Below are 22,930 nucleotides of genomic sequence, written 5' to 3' on the forward strand. Positions count from 1 at the left end.
GGTGAAAAGTAGCGGGTACGTTATCGTCTCTATACGCTTGGGGCGGTTCCCCAGCGCTTAAATGATTGTACGGCCGGCGAGGAGATTACCATGCATATTCATCTGCTACAGCACGGCCCTGACCATGGCCCCGCCCGGTTAACCGATTGGCTAACCAGTATGGGTCATAGTTACACCGTTTTTCATCTCTACGCAGGCGAGCTAACCCCCCGCCCAAACGAGTCTGATGCACTGATTATACTGGATGGCCCAGAGGAGCTACTCAGCCAACCACCGGCGTGGTTTAAAGCCGAAGATAAACTCATCAACCGCTATCTGGATGGCCAAAAACCGCTGCTGGGTATTGGCGTAGGCGCCCACTGGATAGCCCAGGCGCTGGGCTCAGTGGTGGCACCTGGCACTTATACTGAAACAGGCTGGCATACGGTCACTCTAGCGCCGGAGAGCTCGCTGGATTTACCCGATACATTCAGCGCTTTTATGTGGCATCGCTATGTCTTCAGCCTACCCGACGATGCGCTGCCCCTAGGCGGTAGCGAAGCAGCACCGCTGCAAGGGTTTGCCTGGGACAGAGGTCGTGTCATCGGCCTGCTGTGCCACCTGGAAGCCACTGCGGCTAGCGTGAAACAGCTACTGGGCACAGCCGAGTGGCCTGAAGCGTCACCTTCCACTACCCGCTATGTTCAGGATGCGGCCCAAATATTAGAAGACCCCAACCGCTTTATTCACCTCGCGCCACAGCTCGACCGACTGATGACCCAGTGGCTTAAAGCAGCGTAACAGTACAAGCTATAAGGCCGTCAGCGGTTCCACTGCCTGGCGGCCTCTAGGCAGCTATCCCAATCGCCCACATGAATCTCTGGCGGCGCAGCGTCGCGCTGCTTCTCTAAATGGTAGCGGTAGAGCGGGTCGTAGTACTCGGTGAGCAGCGGCGCAAGCCAGGCTTCATGGGATTGGGGGTTGCCCTGGGCATGCTCTTTGAATGCCAGCGCCTGCAGCCGCTGTAAGCGCTGAAGGCGCGCGTTACCCAAGCGTTTTCCTAGTCGGATAAGGGAATTACTTAACTGCGCCTGCATTAATTGCCAGCCCTGGTAGGCCCCATGACGAGCGGCATAGGCCTGCTCCAGGTCGATAATATAGTCCTGCTGAATCTGAGCAAGGCGCCAATCCAGCGGCATTTCGATACGCACCCGCGGCGCTTGCTGCTGCGCCCGCCAGAAGTTCAAGGGAATATTGGCGTTGCCAATCTGACGGGACTCATCTTCGATGACCAGCCCTTCCATCAGCCCGATTAGCCGCTTGGCCAGCGCATGCTCAAAGTTGATTTGAGTAGCAGGCTCTTCAGGTCTGCGTCCAAAAGCAGAACCTTTGTGGTGCGCATAAGCTTCCAGGTCGACGCCATTATCGAGCTGATTAATCAGCGCTGTTTTTGCACACCCGGTGAGCCCGGCAACAACCAGCATTGGCTGAAGCGCGGCCGTATCAATGCGCTCACAGAGCGCTTGGCGCATAGCCTTCCAGCCACCCTCCAGCCGTGGCCTGGAGATACCGGCCTCTTCCAGCCACTGCTGAGCAATTTGCGAGCGCAGTCCACCGCGAAAGCAGTAAATCAATGCATCTGGGTATTCGGCTAAGTACTTCTGCCACGCTGCGACCCGAGCCTGCTTGACCTCGCCGCTGACTAAACGCTCACCTAGCTCAATCGCCGCGGCTTGACCATGCTTCTTATAAGCAATGCCCACCTGATGACGCTCGTCATCGACCATTAAGGGCAAATTGACGGCACCGGGCAGCGCGCCCTGGGCAAACTCCACCGGGGCGCGCACATCTATTAGCGGTCGCTCTTCTCTAATTAAACCCAATACCGCCGGTGTGGTGGCTGGAGTTGTGGCCAGTATCACCCGACCACCTCGATGGAGGCTTTACCCTGGCGCGCCTTCATGACGCCGAATGACTGTAACGACAGGCCGAATTCGCGACCAATACGCTCAACGTCATCCTCCCAGGCGGGGTCAACGCTGAGCAGCAGGCCGCCGGAAGTCTGGGGGTCACATAACCACTGCCAGTGGGCTTCATCCATGGCCGGCAGGCTCTCCCCCAGCGCATCACGATTGCGCAGCGTACCACCAGGCACAGCGCCTTGGCGGCGGTAGGACTCTGCCTCGGCCAGACGAGGCAACTTACGGAAATCAATCTGGGCCATGACGTTACTGGCCTGGCACATTTCAGCAAGGTGGCCCGCCAAGCCAAAACCAGTAACATCAGTCATGGCATTCACCCCTTTTACATTGGCAAGCTTCACACCAATACTATTGGGCTTGAGCATCGTTTCACGGGCAAGACCATGGTGGCCCATTTCCAGCAAGCCACGTTTCTCTGCTGTGGTTAGCATGCCTACGCCTAACGGCTTGGTTAAAAACAGTAGATCACCCGGTTTGGCGGTGCTGTTTAGCTTGAGCTTATCCAGGTCGACTAAGCCATTTACCGCGAGTCCGAAAATCGGCTCGGGCGCATCAATAGAGTGACCGCCCGCCAGGGCAACGCCTAATTCGCGACACACCGCCTGGGCGCCGGCCATTACGTCCCCCGCCACTTCAGCGCTGAGTTTATCCAGCGGCCAACCGAGAATACCTAACGCCATCACCGGCGTGCCGCCCATGGCGTAAACATCGCTGATGGCATTGGTCGCCGCGATACGGCCAAAATCGAAGGGGTCGTCGACAATGGGCATAAAGAAGTCCGTGGTGGCAATCATGCCCCGCCCATCGCCCAGATCGTAGACAGCCGCATCTTCGCGTCCCTGATTGCCGACGATAAGCCGCTTATGGCCCGCCGCTGGCCCCGCCTTGGCAAGAATGCCATCCAGCACGTCTGGGGCGATTTTGCAGCCACAGCCCGCGCCGTGGCTATATTGGGTCAAGCGAATCGAACTCATCGTGTCTCTCCTTGGCACTTGGGGAATATCATCAGTTTAACCCAGTATCGTCCAGGCTACAGGGCGTCCAGCGCATCGCTGAGTTTATCAACAGCGATCACTTCCATACCCTTAGGCGCCTGCTTGGGTGCGTTAGCGCGCGGTACAATGGCGCGGAGAAAACCGTGCTTGGCCGCTTCGGCAATGCGTTCTTGACCACTGGGCACCGGGCGTATCTCGCCCGATAGCCCAACCTCACCAAACACCACTAGCTCTTTGGGTAGCGCGCGATTTTGCAGGCTAGAAACCACGGCTAGCAACACCGCCAAGTCGGCGCTGGTTTCGAGCACTTTGACACCGCCGACGACATTCAAGAACACATCCTGGTCACCGGTAAACAATCCACCGTGGCGATTAAGTACTGCCAGCAGCATAGCCAGGCGGTTTTGATCAACGCCGACGGCGACACGGCGAGGGTTACCCAGCGCGGACTCATCCACCAGCGCCTGTACCTCCACCAGAATCGGCCGTGTGCCTTCCCAGACCACCATGACTAAACTACCTGGCGCCTGCTCCTCCTGGCGAGAAAGAAAGATTGCGCTGGGGTTTTTAACTTCTTTAAGGCCCTGTTCAAGCATGGCGAAAACACCTAGCTCGTTGACGGCGCCAAAACGGTTTTTCTGCCCTCGCAGGGTACGAAAGCGTGAGTCGGCGCCCCCCTCTAATAGCAGCGAGGCATCAATCATATGCTCAAGCACTTTAGGGCCCGCCAGCGAACCGTCCTTAGTGACGTGGCCTACCAGTAGCAAAACCGTATTAGTCTTTTTGGCGAAGCGCGTTAGCGCCGCGGCTGACTCGCGCACCTGGGCAACGCCACCGGGTGCAGAACTGATATCTTCCAGATGCATGGTTTGGATGGAGTCAATCACCAGAATCTCTGGCTTCTCCCGCTCAGACACCGCCAGAATAGTTTCTACACTGGTCTCGGCCAGCATTTTCAAACCATTGGTGGGCAACTGTAGGCGGTGCGCACGCATCGCTACCTGGGAGAGTGACTCCTCACCGGTCACATAGAGGATACGCCGCTGCTGGGCCAACTTGCAGGCCGTTTGCAGCAGCAGGGTCGATTTGCCCGCCCCAGGATTACCACCCAACAGAACCGCTGACCCGGGCACCAACCCTCCGCCTAGCACGCGATCAAACTCCGCGAACGTCGAGCTCATACGCGGCACTTCACTAAGATCCACATTGCCCAGGTCGATCACTTCACGGGACAGATCTCCCGCGTAGCCAGATCGACCGGGGGCTGCGCCGCCACCAGGGCGGGCGCTCGCCAAGTGCACTTCACTGAGCGTGTTCCACTCGTGGCAACTGCTACATTGTCCCTGCCATTTACGGTATTCGGCACCGCACTCGGTACACACAAAGGCGCTTTTGGCTTTGGCCACTGCCATTACACTCCTACTGTTGCTGTCACTAAGTGGCAACTTACGCTTGGCTGCCGCTAGTATTCATCACTTACTGTCGCGTACTTTATATTCATGAGTGCCAGCAAACACAAAAGGCGGCCAGTGGCCGCCTTTTGTACTACTGGCTAACGTCTTATTGACGCTTTAGCTGCAGCATTTCACCATTTTCAAAGCGGCGACGCTCTGGGTCAATCAACTCCAACGTGCTCTCATCAATACGCATGAAGTAGTAGATTTGACCATCGCCATCTGGCGTCAGTTCGTAAACAGTGGCGTCCGGATCGGAAGGCGTACCGGTTAGCACTTCCCAGTTACCCGCGTAGTTTTCATCCGGCGGTGTTTGAGGGTGGTTACGGTAAGAAGCGTTCAGTGTGAAGGTACGCTCTTCAGCCGCGCTCATCTCTTCACCCACCATCGTGACATCCAGATCGATACCATCGCAATTGCGGCAAGGTAATGAACCTTGGTAATTTTGCTGTGCGGCAGCTGCCTCTTCTTGCTGCTGCTCCATGGGGCTGCTTGCACAGCCAGCCAGCAGTGCCAACATGGCCGAACCGGCCAGCAAACTCTTAAGTTGCATAGAGTGTCTCCTTAATCTCGTGTTGGACATCACATTTATTTACGCGCACTTATGACAGCATAACCGCTACAAGGTGCGACGCACACCCCTAGTGATGCGAATGCTTGCGCTTAGTTAGCCTTCAAGCGACCATGGTGTACCTTGCTAGGATAATCAGGTTACCCACATGAGCCAATACTGGAGTCCGGCCGTTCGCGAACTTACGCCTTACGTGCCCGGCGAGCAGCCACGCGAGCAGCTTGTAAAGCTCAATACCAATGAAAACCCTTACCCACCTGCGCCAGGTGTCGGTGAGGCACTGCGTGACTACGCGACCGATCATCTACGCCTCTACCCTGACCCAACCTCTGCAGCGCTGCGTGAAGCGTTAGCGGAGACGTTTCAGGTAGCGAGTAGCCAAGTGTTTGTCGGTAATGGTTCCGATGAGGTGCTAGCGTTTGCCTTTCAGGCATTTTTCCGCCATGGCGCACCACTAGACGTACCCACGATCACCTATAGCTTCTACCCCGTGTACGCCAATCTTTATGGCGTTGAGCTGCGAAAGCATCCGCTCAATAAGCAGTGGGAAGTCGATATTGATGCTCTTGCGGCTGATGCTAACCGTAGCGGCGTTATTTTCGCTAACCCCAACGCTCCTACTGGCCACGCGCATTCGCTTGCGGCTATCGAGGCGCTGCTAAAGCGCGTCACTGATCGAGTAGTGCTGGTGGACGAGGCGTATGTCGATTTCGGCGCAGAGAGTGCTGTTTCGCTGATTGATCGCTACCCTAACCTTCTCGTCACCGGTACGTTTTCTAAATCACGCAGTTTGGCAGGCTTGCGGCTAGGCTATGCGGTGGGCTCAGAGGAGTTGATCGATGGCCTGTTGCGGGTAAAAGACTCCTTTAACTCTTTTCCAGTGGATAGTTTGGCAAGCTTAGTAGGCATCGCCGCACTCAAAGATGTCGAGCATTTTGAAGCTTGCCGCGAGCGTGTTATCACCACCCGTGAACGCACTCACCGGCGCCTTGAAGCGTTGGGATTTGAAGTATTGCCCTCTAAGGCTAACTTTGTGCTCGCCCAGCACCCTGACCACGAAGGCGCGCAGCTATTTGCTGGCCTACGCGAGCGGGGCATTCTGGTGCGCCATTTTAACACCTCAGATCTCAACAACTTCCTACGCATCACCATCGGCACCGATGATGAGATGAATAGCCTGATTGAAGCGTTAGAGACGCTTCTCTAGTAAAGGGTGAGGGGTAAGGAGAGCCTTGCTGGCAGCTCACACCCTTTACCCCTCACACTTTACTATTTACCCCTCATAACCTCTCCCACACGCAAAAAAAAATCCCCCAAGGCATCAGCCCTGGGGGATTTTTCAAATAAGTGCCTGACGATGACCTACTCTCGCATGGGGAGACCCCACACTACCATCGGCGCTAAGCGGTTTCACTTCTGAGTTCGGCAAGGGATCAGGTGGTTCACGCGTGCTATGGTCGTCAGGCGTAACTGTTAATGTACATCATGCTGACTAGCGTTTTTGCTATCTTGTGATCGTCTCATCGCCTGCCGCCCTGGCGTTATGTCGCTTGGGCCACACGCTGCGTATCCGGCGTTTAATGTTCGTCATCATTACGACCAGACCCCTTGGGTGTTATAGGGTCAAGCCTCACGGGCCATTAGTACACGTTAGCTCAACGCCTTGCAGCGCTTCCACACCGTGCCTATCAACCAGCTGGTCTCGCTGGGCCCTTCAGGAGGCTCTAGGCCTCAGGGATGTCTCATCTTGAAGGGGGCTTCCCGCTTAGATGCTTTCAGCGGTTATCCCGTCCGACCATAGCTACCCGGCAATGCCACTGGCGTGACAACCGGAACACCAGAGGGTCGTCCACTCCGGTCCTCTCGTACTAGGAGCAGCCCTTCTCAAACATCCAACGCCCACGGCAGATAGGGACCGAACTGTCTCACGACGTTCTAAACCCAGCTCGCGTACCACTTTAAATGGCGAACAGCCATACCCTTGGGACCGACTTCAGCCCCAGGATGTGATGAGCCGACATCGAGGTGCCAAACACCGCCGTCGATGTGAACTCTTGGGCGGTATCAGCCTGTTATCCCCGGAGTACCTTTTATCCGTTGAGCGATGGCCCTTCCATACAGAACCACCGGATCACTAGAACCTGCTTTCGCACCTGCTCGACGTGTCTGTCTCGCAGTCAAGCACCCTTATGCTCTTGCACTCAATGCACGATGTCCGACCGTGCTGAGGGTACCTTCGTGCTCCTCCGTTACTCTTTAGGAGGAGACCGCCCCAGTCAAACTACCCACCACACACTGTCCTCGATCCGGATAACGGACCTGAGTGAGAACGCCAATGATGCCAGGCTGGTATTTCAAGGTTGGCTCCCTCCGAACTGGCGTCCAGAGTTCAAAGCCTCCCAGCTATCCTACACAGGCAACATCAGCGTCCAGTGTGAAGCTATAGTAAAGGTTCACGGGGTCTTTCCGTCTAGCCGCGGGTACACCGCATCTTCACGGCGATTTCAATTTCACTGAGTCTCGGGTGGAGACAGCGTGGCCATCATTACGCCATTCGTGCAGGTCGGAACTTACCCGACAAGGAATTTCGCTACCTTAGGACCGTTATAGTTACGGCCGCCGTTTACCGGGGCTTCAATCAAGAGCTTCGCCTTGCGGCTAACACCATCATTTAACCTTCCGGCACCGGGCAGGCGTCACACCCTATACGTCCGCTTGCGCGTTAGCAGAGTGCTGTGTTTTTAATAAACAGTTGCAGCCACCTGGTATCTTCGACCGGTTCGGGCTAGGAGAGCAAGTCTCTTCACCCTATGCCGGCGTGCCTTCTCCCGAAGTTACGGCACCATTTTGCCTAGTTCCTTCACCCGAGTTCTCTCAAGCGCCTTGGGATTCTCACCCTGACCACCTGTGTCGGTTTGGGGTACGGTCGCACATGATCTGAAGCTTAGAGGCTTTTCCTGGAAGCGTGGCATCAGTGACTTCCTGACCGTGGTCAGTTCGTCTCGTGTCTCGGCTTTAAGACCCCGGATTTACCTAAGGTCTCGGCCTACTCACTTTCACCAGGACTACCAACGCCTGGCTCACCTAGCCTTCTTCGTCCCCCCATCGCAACCATGTCCGGTACGGGAATATTGACCCGTTTCCCATCGACTACGCCTTTCGGCCTCGCCTTAGGGGCCGACTCACTCTGCTCCGATTAGCGTCGAACAGAAACCCTTGGTCTTCCGGCGAGGGAGTTTTTCACTCCCTTTATCGTTACTCATGTCAGCATTCGCACTCGTGATACCTCCAGCGAACTTCTCAATTCACCTTCATTGGCTTACACGACGCTCCTCTACCGCTCATTCCTAAGAATGAACCCGTAGCTTCGGTACCTGGTTTAGCCCCGTTACATCTTCCGCGCAGGCCGACTCGACTAGTGAGCTATTACGCTTTCTTTAAAGGATGGCTGCTTCTAAGCCAACCTCCTAGCTGTCTGAGCCTTCCCACATCGTTTCCCACTTAACCAGGATTTCGGGACCTTAGCTGACGGTCTGGGTTGTTTCCCTTTTCACGACGGACGTTAGCACCCGCCGTGTGTCTCCCACGCTCTACTCACCGGTATTCGGAGTTTGCCTCGGGTTGGTAAGTCGGGATGACCCCCTAGCCGAAACAGTGCTCTACCCCCGGCGGTACTACGTGAGGCGCTACCTAAATAGCTTTCGAGGAGAACCAGCTATCTCCGAGCTTGATTAGCCTTTCACTCCGATCCACAAGTCATCCAAATCTTTTTCAACAGATCCTGGTTCGGGCCTCCAATTGATGTTACTCAATCTTCACCCTGCTCATGGATAGATCGCTCGGTTTCGGGTCTATATCCAGCGACTGTGTCGCCCAGTTAAGACTCGGTTTCCCTACGGCTCCCCTATACGGTTAACCTCGCCACTGAATATAAGTCGCTGACCCATTATACAAAAGGTACGCAGTCACAGAACAAGTCTGCTCCTACTGCTTGTACGCACACGGTTTCAGGATCTATTTCACTCCCCTCTCCGGGGTTCTTTTCGCCTTTCCCTCACGGTACTGGTTCACTATCGGTCAGCCAGGAGTATTTAGCCTTGGAGGATGGTCCCCCCGTCTTCAGTCAAGGTTTCTCGTGCCCCGACCTACTCGATTTCACATGATCAGATTTTCGACTACGGGGCTATCACCCGCTACGGCCACGCTTCCCAGCGTGTTCGCCTAATCAGTCTCATGCTTAAGGGCTGGTCCCCGTTCGCTCGCCGCTACTAGGGGAATCTCGGTTGATTTCTTTTCCTCAGGGTACTTAGATGTTTCAGTTCCCCTGGTTCGCCTCGTACACCTATGTATTCAGTGCACGATACTCATCTTATGATGAGTGGGTTTCCCCATTCAGAATGCCCGGGTCACAGGTTGTTGCCACCTCACCGACCTTATCGCAGGCTACCACGTCTTTCATCGCCTCTGGCTGCCTAGGCATCCACCGTGTGCGCTTCATTGCTTGACCCTATAACCCGAAGGAGTCTGGATCTCGCAATGATCACGTTTCATTTTGCCGGATACGCTTGAGACGTATCACAATTTAAGACCACTTCTTGCGAAGTGTTCTTGTCAGCATGATATACATTGTTAAAGAGCGACTGCTATAAGCAGTGATAAGCGTTCTTTCATATTAAAAAAAAAAAGACCTTTAAGACCTTAAAAGCTATTTTTTCTTTTTAACGTGAAAAAAACAGAGCCACTTATCACTGCGTATCAACAGTATTCTGATCAGGTAATTCATTGTGGACGCTTACTGACTGTGACGCATCGTTTAAGGAGGTGATCCAGCCGCAGGTTCCCCTACGGCTACCTTGTTACGACTTCACCCCAGTCATGAACCACACCGTGGTGATCGCCCTCTTGCGTTAGGCTAACCACTTCTGGTGCAGTCCACTCCCATGGTGTGACGGGCGGTGTGTACAAGGCCCGGGAACGTATTCACCGTGACATTCTGATTCACGATTACTAGCGATTCCGACTTCACGGAGTCGAGTTGCAGACTCCGATCCGGACTGAGACCGGCTTTAAGGGATTCGCTGACTCTCGCGAGCTCGCAGCCCTTTGTACCGGCCATTGTAGCACGTGTGTAGCCCTACCCGTAAGGGCCATGATGACTTGACGTCGTCCCCACCTTCCTCCGGTTTGTCACCGGCAGTCTCCTTAGAGTTCCCGACATTACTCGCTGGCAAATAAGGACAAGGGTTGCGCTCGTTACGGGACTTAACCCAACATTTCACAACACGAGCTGACGACAGCCATGCAGCACCTGTCTTACAGTTCCCGAAGGCACACCAGAATCTCTTCCGGCTTCTGTAGATGTCAAGGGTAGGTAAGGTTCTTCGCGTTGCATCGAATTAAACCACATGCTCCACCGCTTGTGCGGGCCCCCGTCAATTCATTTGAGTTTTAACCTTGCGGCCGTACTCCCCAGGCGGTCGACTTATCGCGTTAACTTCGCCACAAAGTGCTCTAGGCACCCAACGGCTGGTCGACATCGTTTACGGCGTGGACTACCAGGGTATCTAATCCTGTTTGCTACCCACGCTTTCGCACCTCAGTGTCAGTGTCAGTCCAGAAGGCCGCCTTCGCCACTGGTATTCCTCCCGATCTCTACGCATTTCACCGCTACACCGGGAATTCTACCTTCCTCTCCTGCACTCTAGCCTGACAGTTCCGGATGCCGTTCCCAGGTTGAGCCCGGGGCTTTCACAACCGGCTTATCAAGCCACCTACGCGCGCTTTACGCCCAGTAATTCCGATTAACGCTTGCACCCTCCGTATTACCGCGGCTGCTGGCACGGAGTTAGCCGGTGCTTCTTCTGCGAGTGATGTCTTTCCTACCGGGTATTAACCGATAGGCGTTCTTCCTCGCTGAAAGTGCTTTACAACCCGAGGGCCTTCTTCACACACGCGGCATGGCTGGATCAGGGTTGCCCCCATTGTCCAATATTCCCCACTGCTGCCTCCCGTAGGAGTTCGGGCCGTGTCTCAGTCCCGATGTGGCTGATCATCCTCTCAGACCAGCTACGGATCGTTGCCTTGGTAAGCCATTACCTTACCAACTAGCTAATCCGACATAGGCTCATCCAATAGCGGGAGCCGAAGCCCCCTTTCTCCCGTAGGACGTATGCGGTATTAGCCTGGGTTTCCCCAGGTTATCCCCCACTATCGGGCAGATTCCTATGCATTACTCACCCGTCCGCCGCTCGTCAGCATCTAGCAAGCTAGATCTGTTACCGCTCGACTTGCATGTGTTAGGCCTGCCGCCAGCGTTCAATCTGAGCCATGATCAAACTCTTCAGTTTAAGATCTATGTTCCTTACGCCACCCGAAGGACAAAGCGATCAAACTTGGCTCAAGGTTCAAACGAATTCATTCAACTGTTGTTTAAAAACTTTCGTTTAAAACTGTCGTTCTCATGACCGCTTGCCTTGATATTTGGTGATTTGCCACCAACATCAGCAAGCGCCCACATGAATTACCTGATCAAATTGTTAAAGAGCTGTTTCGCTGCTTGATTGCTGTGAAAGCAACGGGCTGCCGTTGACTGGCTTGCCTCAGCGAGGAAGGCGTATTCTACGCATTTCCTGGTGGTTGTCAATCGCTGTTTTTTAGCGAGTGAGGCGAGCGACACAACCTGCTCTAACCTCCTGACAAACCAAGGCTTTTACACCTTATTCACCGCTGGTAACGCTTGGCGTCCCCGGCAGCGGATGCGTACTTTACGGATTCGCTGACGGGTTGGCAAGGGCTGTTTTGAAATAACTGTCAAAAAAGTGGAGAAAAGTACTATCTACTCGTTTTAGCCTTACGCATAACGGCTAATACAGGGCCTGAAGCCACGTAGGTACCAAACAGCAATAACAGCATCACTGAAGGCTCGACCGAGATCAACACAAACGCCAGCACTATGGCTAGCAGCACAACAAAAGGTACCGGCTTTTTAAAATCGAGATCCTTGAAGCTGTAGTAACGGATATTACTCACCATCAACACACCCGCCGCAGCTACTACTACTAACATCAATAGTTTGAAACCAAAGGCATCAGCATCAAAGCTATGGAACGTCCATACACTGGCCGCCACTAGCGCGGCTGCAGAAGGGCTCGGCAAACCGATAAACCACTTTTTATCAACACTACCAATTTGTACGTTAAAGCGCGCAAGGCGAAGCGCCGCGCAGGCAACATAGAGAAAGGCCACTACCCACCCCGTCTTACCGATGTCCTGAAGAATCCAGGTAAAGGCAACTAAAGCGGGCGCCATACCAAAGGAGACCATGTCAGCCAAGCTGTCGTACTCAGCGCCGAATTCACTTTGCGTATTGGTCATACGGGCGACGCGGCCATCCAGGCCATCCAGTACCATGGCAATAAAGATCGCAACGGCAGCCGAGGTAAACTCACCATTAATGCCTGCCACTACTGCAAAAAAACCGGCAAAAAGCGCCGAAGTGGTAAATAGGTTGGGCAGCAAATAGATGCCTCGACGGCGAATCTTTTTACCGTCCTCTACGGCCTCTTCGACTACTTCGGTTTCACGCAAGAAGGCAGCCGCCAAATCTTCATTGTCGCCCACTTCTGACTGATGAGCACTGTCTGGCTGCTCAGCTTTATCAGACGGAGCCGAGTCTGGCTGGCCTGGGTTTGACTGATCAGAGTTTGAGTGCTCTTGGTCGCGAGCGTCCTGTGTCATAGTTTTCATCCATTAAAAGAGAAGTCACGGGAACCGTAGTCGCTTTCATTCTACACGGTGAGTGCCACTCAGCCAGCCAATTGCTGCATTGATGCCCTGCGCGGTCTGCATCAGCGAGCGCTAACAGGTTAATAACTAAAAAGCGCCGCTCCGGGAAAGAAGCGACGCTTATGTTTACATTTAAGTGCTGACTGTAAAGGCTAAGTACTTTCGTGCTTAAAGCGACAACACCTTATCGCCCCGGGCAATACCCGAGACCCCAGTACGGGCGACCTCAAGAATACCTACCGGCGCCATGGCCTGAAGGAAAGCATCGAGCTTGCCCGCATCGCCGGTGATCTGCACGGTATACAGGCTTGGCGTTACGTCGACGATCTGCGCGCGGAAGATATCCACCGTGCGCTTCACTTCATCGCGGGCCGCGCCTAGCGCTTTCACTTTAACCAACATCAGCTCACGCTCGATATGGTTGCCTTCGGTGAGATCCACCAGCTTAACCACATCGATCAGCTTATTGAGGTGCTTGGTGATCTGTTCAATCACCCGGTCGTCGCCGATGGTAGTGACCGTTAAACGCGAGAGCGACGGGTCTTCCGTAGGCGCCACGTTTAGCGTTTCGATGTTGAAGTTACGCTGGGAGAACAACCCGACTACACGTGACAGCGCACCCGGTTCGTTTTCTAACAGAATCGAGATGATATGACGCATCAGGTACGCTCCGTTTTAGACAGCAGCATGTCGCGCATGGCACCTAACGGCACCTGCATCGGATAGACGTGCTCAAAAGGGTCGACCTTCACGTCAAGAAAGACCAGCTCGTGCTTATCAGCAAAGGCACGTTCCAGCGCAGGCTCCAACTCATCAAGGGTATTGACGGTAATGGCGGTAAACCCATACGCCTCAATCAGCATATGGAAGTCCGGCAGCGACTCCATATAGGAGTGCGCGTGGCGTGACTTGTAATTCAAGTCCTGCCACTGACGTACCATACCCAACGACGCATTGTTAAGGTTGACGATCTTAACGCCCACCCCGTACTGCTTACAGGTGGAGAGCTCCTGCATCATCATCTGGAAGCTACCTTCACCGGTGACGCACACTACGTCATCATCCGGGTAGTTCTGCTTGATACCCATGGCGGCGGGGAAACCAAAGCCCATGGTGCCCAAACCACCTGAGGTGATCAGTCGGTTGGGTTTATCAAACTTGTAGTACTGCGCTGCGAACATCTGGTGCTGACCAACATCGGTAGTCACGTAGGCTTCGCCTCGGGTTACCCGACAAAGCGCTTCAATAACTTCCTGTGGCTTAAGCGCTTCACCCACCTTGGAAGGCTCATAAAGCTTGCCTTCACGGTCGGCACGCCAGCCATCAATCTTTTCCCACCACTCAGTCAGTGCTTCAGGATGGGCAATTTTATGCCCCTGCACCAAACTGATCATCTCATTGATAACGCTGGAGGCCGGGCCCACGATAGGTACATCGGCACGCACCGTTTTAGAGATCGAGCTCGGATCAACGTCGACGTGAATGATCTTTGCTGTGGGACAGAACTTCGATGTGCTGTTGGTCACGCGGTCGTCAAAGCGCGCCCCAATGGCAATAATCAGGTCGGCGTGGTGCATGGCCATGTTCGACTCATAAGAACCATGCATGCCCAGCCAACCCAAACACTGCCGGTCACTTTGAGGATACGCGCCAATGCCCATCAGCGTGGTGGTAATCGGGTAGCCCAGCTGCTTGACCAGGTCGGTCAGGCCTTCGCTGGCTTTGCCCGTGACCACGCCACCACCGGTATAGAACACCGGGCGCTTGGCTTTGAGTATCATCTCCACGGCTTTTTTGATCTGCCCCGTGTGGCCACGCGTGACGGGGTTGTACGAGCGCATCTTGACCTTTTTTGGATAGATGTACTCATAACGCTCGGTGGGAGCCGTCATATCTTTTGGGATATCGACCACCACCGGGCCCGGACGCCCTGTGGCGGCTAAATAAAACGCCTTTTTGAGCACTTCCGGGATTTCAGACGGGTGACGAATCGAGAAGCTGTGCTTCACGATGGGCCGCGTCACGCCGACGATATCGGTTTCCTGGAAGGCGTCTTCACCGATCAGATGACTTGCCACCTGGCCACACAACACTACCATGGGAATGGAGTCCATGTAGGCGGTGGCGATGCCGGTGACGGCGTTGGTGGCACCGGGGCCTGAGGTAACCAGTACGCAGCCGGGTTTGCCTGATGCACGGGCATAGCCATCGGCGGCGTGGGTAGCCGCTTGTTCGTGACGCACCAGAATGTGCTTCACTTTGTCCTGGCGGAAGAGTGCATCGTAAATATGCAGCGCTGCACCGCCGGGGTAACCATAAATGTATTCGATGCCCTCATCTTGCAAGAAGCGGGCGATCATATCTGCGCCGGAAAGCAGTTCCACTGTATTTCTCCCCTGGAGGTCTCGAGTGCGATCCGCAGGACATCCTGCGGTGTCGAGTGCGGCGGTATGCCGCTGCCGGCCCTTGCCGGCACCTGATGCCAAACCCTGGCAGATGGCCCGGTTAGGGCCTGCACTCTTGTCGGGAACGGGTGCCTTATGTCGACATAAATCACCCACTCCCTTACACGGCAGTTCGCCGTGTCGGGGCGTTGGCCAGGTTGGGCGGTTAGCCCAAGCCCGGAAGTCCTTCGGCGGGTAGAGGCTCTCGCCTACCCTTCGCGCGGGAATTAGGGGTTGCCCGTTGGATCCGCGCCCGCAAATCAGGAACTGACAAGATTCCATTAGCAGCCCCACCCTGTCAACCGCCATTGCTCGCTGAATGCGCCCATGAGCCCCTTTTCGGCTCAGAGTTGCGGTAATCCAAATACGATTCTCGACGCACGAGACCAATGTCTAAGCCGAGAAATTCGCATATCGCCTGTGTGACTGATGTAATATTTTAGGTGACACGATTCATCTAAATTTTACTTCTGACATTTACAGCACTGTCTGGAAGTGCACTTCCGAGGAAACATCGCCAGCATTTCCTTGCTTCTCATAGGCTTTCTAAATTCAGCCTACTTGGAGATGGTTAGCGCTCATTAGGTGAATCGATTCATCAAACAACGAAGGGTCAGCCAACTGACCTACTACAGCAACAAGTAGCGCGAGGAAAAGCTCATGTCACGCATTGTGCAATGGTCCATTACCGTGGCACTAGCCGGCTTCCTGTTCGGCTTTGATACGGCAGTAATTTCTGGGGCCGACAAGCCCATTCAAACACTCTGGGGCCTCAGTGACCTGCAGCATGGTCTGTTGATCATGTCGATGGCTTTATGGGGCACTGTACTTGGCGCCATCTTCGGTAACTGGCCTACCGACCACCTCGGTCGGCGCATGACTCTGCTGTTGATTGGTGTTCTGTACTTGGTATCGGCGATAGGATCCGCCGTGGCCACCGACCCCTGGGTCTTCGCCCTCTTCCGCCTCATCGGTGGCATTGGTGTGGGCGTCTCTTCGGTCGCCGCCCCGATTTATATTTCCGAGATTGCCCCACCTCGACATCGGGTGTACTGGTGGCCATGTACCAGTTCAATATCGTCTTCGGTATCCTCATGGCGTTCGTTTCCAACTATGTCATCGGCAGTATGATAGACGGGGATATCGCCTGGCGCTGGATGCTGGGCATCGAGGCCATTCCGGCTCTGATTTATACTCTGATGATTACCCGTGTTCCGCGTAGCCCACGCTGGCTCATCCTCAAGCGCAATGACGTCAAAGAAGCAAGTCGCGTGCTGCGGATGATCGACCCAGACGTGGATGTTGATGCGGAAATTGCCACCATGCGAGCCGCCGAGAACGAGGAGCGCTCCGCTAATGCACGCTTCTTCTCTCGCCGCTATCGGCTGCCGATCCTACTTGCCTTTCTGATCGCCTTCTTCAATCAGTTATCGGGCATCAACTTCATCATCTACTACGCGCCACGCGTGCTTGAGGCCGCTCAGCTCGGCAGCCAAGCGGCACTGCTGTCCACCGCGGGCATTGGTTTAGTCAATCTGGTCTTCACCATGATCGGGATGTCGCTGATCGACCGGTTCGGACGGCGCACACTCCTGTTCATCGGTTCCGCAGGGTACCTGTTGTCATTAATTCTGATCTCACGTGCCTTCTTTACCGATTCCCTGGGCGGTATCGAGGTGCCGCTGCTACTGGCCCTGTTTATTGCTGCCCATGCTATCAGTCAGGGGGCGGTGATCTGGGTCTTCATTGCAGAGGTGTTCCCCAACCATGTGCGTGCTCGCGGTCAATCCTTTGGCAGCTCAATCCACTGGGTCTTCGCAGCTTTGATTACCCTGGTCATGCCTTGGGTACTGGGCACTTTTAGTGGTGGCCCGGTGTTCGCCTTCTTCGCCATCATGATGTTGCTGCAATTAGTATTCGTGCTGATCCTGATGCCGGAAACACGCAATGTTTCTCTTGAAGAACTGCAAAAACACTTGGTAGGTAACGACGTCAAACTACGCAGGGTTCATCTATCAGGCGCCCGAGTTAACGTCTGATAACCTCTCCCTAAGAGAAGCCAAAAAAAAGCCTCGCCAGCAAAGCGAGGCTTTTTACCTACTCAATTAGCCGAAGTGACGGCTCAATTATGAGCTAAACACCAACTTACCCTCTTCTGCGTTGATATGGATGGTATCACCAGGGGCAAATTTGCCACCCAGCAGATCTTGCGCCAGCGGGTTCTCGATACGGCTCTGAATCGCCCGCTTGAGTGGCCGCGCCCCGTACACGGGGTCGAAGCCCACCACCGCCAGTTGCGCCATGGCCTCTGGGCTGACCTCAAGTTTCAGGTCGTGTTCGGCAAGGCGCACTTTCAAACGCTCAAGCTGAATACCGGCAATGGCCTGAATCTGCTCTTGGCCCAGGGCGTGGAACACCACCACTTCATCGATGCGGTTGATGAGTTCAGGCCGGAAGTGGTTGCCCACCACCTCCATGACCATATTTTTCATTACCTCATAATCGCTATCATCCCCCCCCATCCGCTGGATAATGTCCGAGCCCATGTTGGAGGTCATCACGATCACTGTGTTGCGGAAATCCACCGTGCGGCCCTGGCCATCGGTTAAGCGGCCGTCTTCCAATACCTGCAGCAGGATATTGAAGACATCCGGGTGGGCTTTCTCCACCTCATCCAGCAGCAGCACCGAATAAGGCTTGCGGCGTACGGCTTCGGTTAGGTAACCACCCTCTTCGTAGCCGACGTAGCCAGGAGGCGCACCGATCAAGCGGGCCACGGAGTGCTTCTCCATAAACTCCGACATATCGATACGCACCATCGCCTCTTCGGTATCGAACAGGAAGTTCGCCAGCGACTTACACAGTTCGGTTTTACCCACCCCGGTGGGGCCGAGGAACAGAAACGAACCGTTGGGGCGATTAGGGTCAGAAAGCCCGGCCCTGGAGCGGCGTACCGCATTGGCCACCGCCTCAACGGCCTCATCCTGGCCAATCACCCGCTGGTGCAACGCCTCTTCCATACGCAGGAGCTTATCGCGCTCGCCTTCCAGCATTTTGGAGACCGGAATGCCCGTCCAGCGGGAAACCACCTCGGCGATCTCCTCTTCGGTGACATTAGAGCGCAGCAGCTGATGGCTTGAGGTATCCGCTTCACCTTCCCCGCTTTCGGCAATTTTCTTCTCCAGCTCTGGAATCTTGCCATACTGAATTTCCGACATCCGACCCAAGTCGCCCTGACGACGGGCCTGTTCAAGGTCAATGCGTGCCTGCTCAAGCTCAGCTTTAAACTGAGCAGCCCCTTGAATACTGGCTTTCTCAGCTTTCCAGATTTCATCAAGATCCGCGTATTCGCGCTCTAGCTCGTGAATCTGGGTATTGAGTGCCTCCAGGCGTTTTTTGGTGGCCTCGTCGGTCTCTTTCTTAAGCGCCTCACGCTCCATTTTGAGCTGGATCAGACGGCGATCAAGGCGATCCATCGCCTCTGGCTTGGAGTCCAGCTCCATACGAATCCGCGAGGCGGCTTCGTCGATCAGGTCAATGGCCTTATCGGGCAACTGACGATCAGTGATATAGCGGGTCGAGAGCTTGGCTGCGGCAATAATCGCCGAGTCGGTAATATCCACGCCGTGGTGCACTTCGTAGCGCTCTTTCAAGCCGCGCAGGATCGCCACGGTGTCCTCTTCAGAAGGCTCATCAACCAGCACTTTCTGGAAGCGGCGCTCCAAGGCGGCGTCTTTCTCAATGTACTTGCGGTACTCATCAAGGGTGGTCGCACCCACGCAGTGCAGCTCGCCGCGGGCCAAGGCGGGCTTGAGCATATTGCCCGCGTCCATCGCACCTTCGGCTTTGCCTGCGCCGACCATGGTGTGCAGCTCGTCAATAAACAGGATCACCCGGCCTTCTTCCTGGGAAAGCTCCTTAAGTACCGCTTTCAAGCGCTCTTCAAACTCGCCACGGAATTTGGCACCCGCCAATAGCGAGCCCATATCCAGCGAGAGCACGCGCTTCTCTTTTAAGCCTTCCGGCACTTCGCCGTTAACGATGCGCTGGGCCAACCCCTCGACAATGGCGGTTTTACCCACCCCCGGCTCACCGATTAACACCGGGTTGTTCTTGGTACGCCGCTGCAGCACTTGAATGGTACGGCGAATTTCGTCGTCGCGGCCGATCACCGGGTCGAGCTTGCCATCCAGCGCGCGCTGGGTAAGATCCATGGTGTATTTATTGAGCGCTTCGCGCTGATCTTCGGCGTTGGCATCGTCGACGGTAGCACCGCCACGCAGGCTATTAATGGCGGCTTCAAGAGATTTACGGTTAATCCCCCGTCTTTAAGCAGCTTGGTAATCGCTGAATTCATTTCCAGCGCTGCCAATAGAACGAGTTCACTGGCGATAAACTGATCACCGCGCTTCTGCGCTTCGCGATCGGTTAAGTTAAAAAGCTTGATGAAGTCCCGCGATGGCTGCACTTCGCCGTCGAACTGCCCCCTTGGGTAGGTTATCCAACTGCTGCACCAACCATCGCGCAGACGCGAAGGATTGCCCTCGGCTTTTTCAATCAGGGCTTTAATACCGGTGTCTTTGGTGTCAAGCAGGGCCAGCAGCAAGTGCGCTGGGTCTAGCTGATTATGACCGCGGCCAACGGCCAGCGACTGCGCTTCGGCAATCGCACTTTGAAGCTTGGCGGTAAATTTATCAAAACGCATGGAATTCCTCCTGGGGTAGCCGTGCGTTTGGACGCACCGCGTGACCCGATAACGTGTCATTAGACGTGCTAAATCACTATTAGCTTGACAAGTTAAATGGCGTCAGTTCCATGCTTTTCAAGAGGTGGCAGTGTAAACCGCTGACTTATGGAAGCTTTAATTCACATTAATTGATCCAGATCACGCTTGCCATTCGCCCGGTTTTGCCACCATCACGACGGAAGGAGTAGAAGCGCGACTCGCAGGCAGTACAGAAGTGGCCGCCGCTTATGTGATTGACGCCCAGTGCCTCTAACCGAAAGCGCGCCAGCCGGTATAAGTCGGCCATATAATGCCCCAACCGGTAAGGGCTATGGTCAAAGGCGTCAGCGGTATCCGGGTGAACGGCAACAAAGGCGCCGTAAACCTCAGGGCCAACCTCAAATTGAGCGTTGGAGATAGCAGGCCCTAACCACACCAGAATATCGTCTGGGTCAGTGTTCATCGCGGCAATGGTTGCTTCCAGCACACCGCCCGCCAAACCGCGCCAACCGGCATGAGCAACCGCCACCTGGGTACCCGCTCGATTGCAGAACATCACCGGCAGGCAGTCTGCCGTCAGTACGACGCAGGCGTACTCATTGGAGGTCGCAAGGGCTGCATCCGCGTCGGCAGCCTCGGGCTGATAACACTGCTGCACACGGGCGCCGTGGGTCTGGTTCAGCCACAACAGAGGCCGCTCATCGCCAATTTCCTTTTGCAGCAAACGACGACACAACGCCACATGGTCAGCATTATCGCCGACATGGGAGGCGGTATTGAAAGCGGCAAAATCACCCTGGCTAGGCCCCGACTCACGGGTCGTCACAAAGGCACGCACGTTGGTCGGCGCTGGCCAGTCGGGCACTAAAAGCGTTGGCCGTAAATTAATGGCATCGCTCATCGCATAGTCTCATTATCTTCGCGCAGGTAATCCAACAACATTAACAAATCATCAGGGAGGTCTGCCTGAAACGTTAATGTTTCGCCGCTTACCGGATGTTTGAAAATCAACTTACGCGCGTGAAGGGCCTGACGAGGGAACTCACGCAGGATCTCTTTCAGCGGCTCAGCAGCCCCCGGTGGTAATTTGGCACGACCACCATACATGGGGTCACCAATTAACGGATAGCGAGCATGGGCCATGTGCACGCGAATTTGGTGGGTACGTCCCGTTTCCAACTTACAGCGCACATGAGTGTGAGCACGGAAGCGCTCAACCACGCGAAAATGGGTAATGGCAGGTTTACCCGAAGCCGTCACGGCCTGGCGTTTACGGTCTTTAGGGTGACGACCAATGGGTGCGTCAATGGTACTACCCGACACCGGCTTACCAATCACCACAGCATCGTACTGACGCGACACACTGCGCGCCTGCAACTGTTCAACCAGAGCCGTTTGGGCGGGCAGCGTTTTCGCTACCATCATCAAACCGGTCGTATCTTTATCCAAACGGTGAACAATGCCAGCCCGGGGCACTTCGGCAAGCGACGGCTGGTGATGCAGTAGTGCATTCAATAGTGTGCCATCCGGGTTGCCTGCGGCAGGATGCACCACCATACCGGCAGCTTTGTTGATGACCATCACCGTGTCGTCTTCGTAAACGATATCCAGCGCAATGTCCTGGGCTTCAAAGCGCGTATCGTCTTCGATGGTGGCCTGAAGCGCCAACACTTCATGGCCATGCAGCTTGGCTTTCGGCTTGGCTTGCGCGCCGTCCACCGTCAACTCACCAGCGTTAATCCACGCTTTTAAGCGTTCGCGGGAGTAATCGCTGAACAACTCAGCCGCCGCTTGGTCTAATCGCGCACCGGCCAACGTAGCGGGCACGCGCTGCGTGTCTTCAACTGTTCGAGACATGAAAAACCTCTTTTAGACGCAAAAACCCCAGCCCCGACATGGAAAAATAAGCTGTGACGACACCCGACGAAACGTCGCTAAGCCTGCGTTTTGAGCCGAGGTGTTTTATAGTGGGCGGACTGCGACCTATTCTACCATTTCTACTTATGGCCATCGTCGCTTTTTGGTGATCGAGGCTTGTTTGCAACGAGGATGATGATGCGCGTTATTTCAGCTGCCAACCGCTTTGGTGCTCTAGCCCTAAGCCTTGCCCTTCTAGCGGGCTGTGCGAGTAACGATACAAGTGAAGAAGAGGACGATGAATTTGCTGGGGTTCAGGAGCGTGAGCTCTATGAGCTGGCCCGCACAGCCCTCGACAGCAACCGCTACCCGATTGCGATAGAGCGTTTAGAAGCACTCGATACCCGCTACCCGTTTGGTGTCCATGCTGAGCAAGCACAGCTCGAGCTGATCTATGCCTACTATGAAAACAGCGATTGGGAAGAAGCCCGGGCAGCGGCTAGCCGCTTTATTCGCCTTCATCCTGACCATCCCCAGGTGGATTACGCGTACTACCTGCGTGGTCTTTCCGCCTGGCAAGCAGGCCGCTTCAGCCTGGAGCGCCTACGCCTGATTGATATTTCCAAGCGTGATTTGGGCGCTTCCCGTGATGCCTACAATGACTTCCGCGAGCTGATTCAGCGTTATCCGCAGAGTGAATACGCTGCTGATGCCCAGCAGCGTATCGTCTACTTACGTGAGTTGATGGCCCGCCATGAACTGCACGTTGCCGATTACTACCTGCGCCGCGGCGCTTATCTAGCAGCGGTTGAACGCGGCCGCTGGGTAATCGAAAACTACCCAGAGTCGAACGCTACCCGGGATGCCCTAGCCACCATGGTGGAAGGCTATCAAGGCCTAGACATGGATGACCGCGCCAATGAAGTCCTCGCAGTACTGCGCGAGAACGCGCCTGATCATGAGCAATTGCAGGGCAGCCGCTTTGTTCCCAAGCATTTAGGTCAAAATGATTAAACCATTGCGAGCTTTCAATCGCTAAAAGCTGTACAACACTTACCTACCAAACCACGCCTCGGCGTGGTTTTTTTATTCAAAAAGAACAGTAAGCGAATAACTTTAAAGGGGAAAATACAAACA

At 54.9% G+C, this 22,930-nt stretch carries 12 protein-coding genes, 3 rRNA genes and 2 pseudogenes; 4 read left to right on the forward strand and 13 right to left on the reverse strand.

The window, feature by feature from the left end:
• Positions 1–90: 90 nt before the first annotated feature.
• A complete protein-coding gene (locus FDY98_RS17405; protein WP_027958871.1) occupies positions 91–780 on the forward strand; it encodes a type 1 glutamine amidotransferase in 690 nt (229 codons plus the stop codon).
• A gap of 20 nt (positions 781–800) precedes the next feature.
• On the opposite strand, the gene mnmH is transcribed toward FDY98_RS17405, so the two are convergent.
• From mnmH to FDY98_RS17425, 4 genes are all read right to left on the reverse strand, one after another.
• Positions 801–1,901 (reverse strand): tRNA 2-selenouridine(34) synthase MnmH, encoded by a 1,101-nt coding sequence (gene mnmH / locus FDY98_RS17410; RefSeq protein WP_027958872.1) that lies wholly within the window; start codon positions 1,899–1,901, stop codon positions 801–803.
• On the reverse strand, positions 1,898–2,935 hold the full coding sequence (selD, locus tag FDY98_RS17415; protein ID WP_027958873.1) for a selenide, water dikinase SelD: 1,038 nt from the start codon (positions 2,933–2,935) through the stop codon (positions 1,898–1,900). The genes mnmH and selD overlap by 4 nt, the downstream gene beginning before the upstream one ends.
• A gap of 56 nt (positions 2,936–2,991) precedes the next feature.
• Positions 2,992–4,362, reverse strand: coding sequence for a DNA repair protein RadA (radA, locus tag FDY98_RS17420; RefSeq protein ID WP_027958874.1), 1,371 nt, complete (start codon positions 4,360–4,362; stop codon positions 2,992–2,994).
• 154 nt (positions 4,363–4,516) lie between these two features.
• On the reverse strand, positions 4,517–4,963 hold the full coding sequence (locus FDY98_RS17425; RefSeq protein ID WP_022522027.1) for a copper resistance protein NlpE N-terminal domain-containing protein: 447 nt from the start codon (positions 4,961–4,963) through the stop codon (positions 4,517–4,519).
• A 166-nt stretch (positions 4,964–5,129) separates the two neighbouring features.
• On the opposite strand from FDY98_RS17425, the gene hisC reads away from it, so the two are divergent.
• Positions 5,130–6,188, forward strand: coding sequence for a histidinol-phosphate transaminase (gene hisC, locus FDY98_RS17430; protein WP_027958875.1), 1,059 nt, complete (start codon positions 5,130–5,132; stop codon positions 6,186–6,188).
• Positions 6,189–6,330: 142 nt separating this feature from the next.
• Here hisC and rrf read toward each other — a convergent pair.
• From rrf to FDY98_RS17460, 6 genes are all read right to left on the reverse strand, one after another.
• A 5S ribosomal RNA gene (rrf, locus tag FDY98_RS17435) occupies positions 6,331–6,446 on the reverse strand.
• A 154-nt stretch (positions 6,447–6,600) separates the two neighbouring features.
• Positions 6,601–9,488 (reverse strand): 23S ribosomal RNA (locus tag FDY98_RS17440).
• A 307-nt stretch (positions 9,489–9,795) separates the two neighbouring features.
• Positions 9,796–11,328 (reverse strand): 16S ribosomal RNA (locus tag FDY98_RS17445).
• Together the 16S, 23S and 5S rRNA genes form the textbook arrangement of a ribosomal RNA operon.
• A 484-nt stretch (positions 11,329–11,812) precedes the next feature.
• The gene (pssA, locus tag FDY98_RS17450) at positions 11,813–12,718 is read right to left on the reverse strand and encodes a CDP-diacylglycerol--serine O-phosphatidyltransferase (protein ID WP_035538112.1); all 906 of its coding nucleotides are present in this window, start codon (positions 12,716–12,718) and stop codon (positions 11,813–11,815) included.
• Positions 12,719–12,934: 216 nt separating this feature from the next.
• Positions 12,935–13,426: an acetolactate synthase small subunit gene (gene ilvN, locus FDY98_RS17455; protein ID WP_009287561.1), complete on the reverse strand. Its 492-nt coding sequence runs from the start codon at positions 13,424–13,426 to the stop codon at positions 12,935–12,937.
• Positions 13,426–15,150, reverse strand: coding sequence for an acetolactate synthase 3 large subunit (locus tag FDY98_RS17460; protein ID WP_027956886.1), 1,725 nt, complete (start codon positions 15,148–15,150; stop codon positions 13,426–13,428). The genes ilvN and FDY98_RS17460 overlap by 1 nt, the downstream gene beginning before the upstream one ends.
• A gap of 720 nt (positions 15,151–15,870) precedes the next feature.
• On the opposite strand from FDY98_RS17460, the pseudogene FDY98_RS17465 reads away from it, so the two are divergent.
• Positions 15,871–17,249 (forward strand): annotated as a pseudogene (locus tag FDY98_RS17465) (sugar porter family MFS transporter).
• 87 nt (positions 17,250–17,336) lie between these two features.
• Here the strand turns inward: FDY98_RS17465 and clpB are convergent.
• The 3 genes and pseudogenes from clpB to rluD all read right to left on the reverse strand — a co-directional run bounded on the left by clpB (position 17,337) and on the right by rluD (position 21,793).
• Positions 17,337–19,915 (reverse strand): annotated as a pseudogene (clpB, locus tag FDY98_RS17470) (ATP-dependent chaperone ClpB).
• Between the two features lie 166 nt (positions 19,916–20,081).
• Positions 20,082–20,837, reverse strand: a complete 756-nt coding sequence (pgeF, locus tag FDY98_RS17475) for a peptidoglycan editing factor PgeF (RefSeq protein WP_009287557.1) — start codon at positions 20,835–20,837, stop codon at positions 20,082–20,084.
• Positions 20,834–21,793 carry a 23S rRNA pseudouridine(1911/1915/1917) synthase RluD gene (gene rluD, locus FDY98_RS17480; protein ID WP_009287556.1) on the reverse strand — a complete coding sequence of 320 codons (960 nt, stop codon included), beginning with the start codon at positions 21,791–21,793 and terminating at the stop codon, positions 20,834–20,836. Before rluD ends, pgeF begins: the two co-directional genes overlap by 4 nt.
• Positions 21,794–21,991: 198 nt before the next feature.
• Between rluD and FDY98_RS17485 the strand changes: the two genes are divergently transcribed.
• The gene (locus FDY98_RS17485) at positions 21,992–22,807 is read left to right on the forward strand and encodes an outer membrane protein assembly factor BamD (RefSeq protein WP_022522020.1); all 816 of its coding nucleotides are present in this window, start codon (positions 21,992–21,994) and stop codon (positions 22,805–22,807) included.
• The last annotated feature ends 123 nt before the right edge of the window (positions 22,808–22,930 follow it).

The sequence above is a fragment of the Halomonas sp. PA16-9 genome (assembly GCF_009728585.1).
In the GTDB taxonomy this organism is placed as follows: domain Bacteria; phylum Pseudomonadota; class Gammaproteobacteria; order Pseudomonadales; family Halomonadaceae; genus Vreelandella; species Vreelandella titanicae.

Coding starts and splice junctions, on each gene's coding strand:
- FDY98_RS17405 (WP_027958871.1), top strand. CDS start 91: ATGCATATTCATCTGCTACAGCACGGCCCTGACCATGGCCCCGCCCGG.
- selD (WP_027958873.1), bottom strand. CDS start 2,935: ATGAGTTCGATTCGCTTGACCCAATATAGCCACGGCGCGGGCTGTGGC.
- FDY98_RS17425 (WP_022522027.1), bottom strand. CDS start 4,963: ATGCAACTTAAGAGTTTGCTGGCCGGTTCGGCCATGTTGGCACTGCTG.
- hisC (WP_027958875.1), top strand. CDS start 5,130: ATGAGCCAATACTGGAGTCCGGCCGTTCGCGAACTTACGCCTTACGTG.
- pssA (WP_035538112.1), bottom strand. CDS start 12,718: ATGACACAGGACGCTCGCGACCAAGAGCACTCAAACTCTGATCAGTCA.
- ilvN (WP_009287561.1), bottom strand. CDS start 13,426: ATGCGTCATATCATCTCGATTCTGTTAGAAAACGAACCGGGTGCGCTG.
- pgeF (WP_009287557.1), bottom strand. CDS start 20,837: ATGAGCGATGCCATTAATTTACGGCCAACGCTTTTAGTGCCCGACTGG.
- rluD (WP_009287556.1), bottom strand. CDS start 21,793: ATGTCTCGAACAGTTGAAGACACGCAGCGCGTGCCCGCTACGTTGGCC.
- FDY98_RS17485 (WP_022522020.1), top strand. CDS start 21,992: ATGCGCGTTATTTCAGCTGCCAACCGCTTTGGTGCTCTAGCCCTAAGC.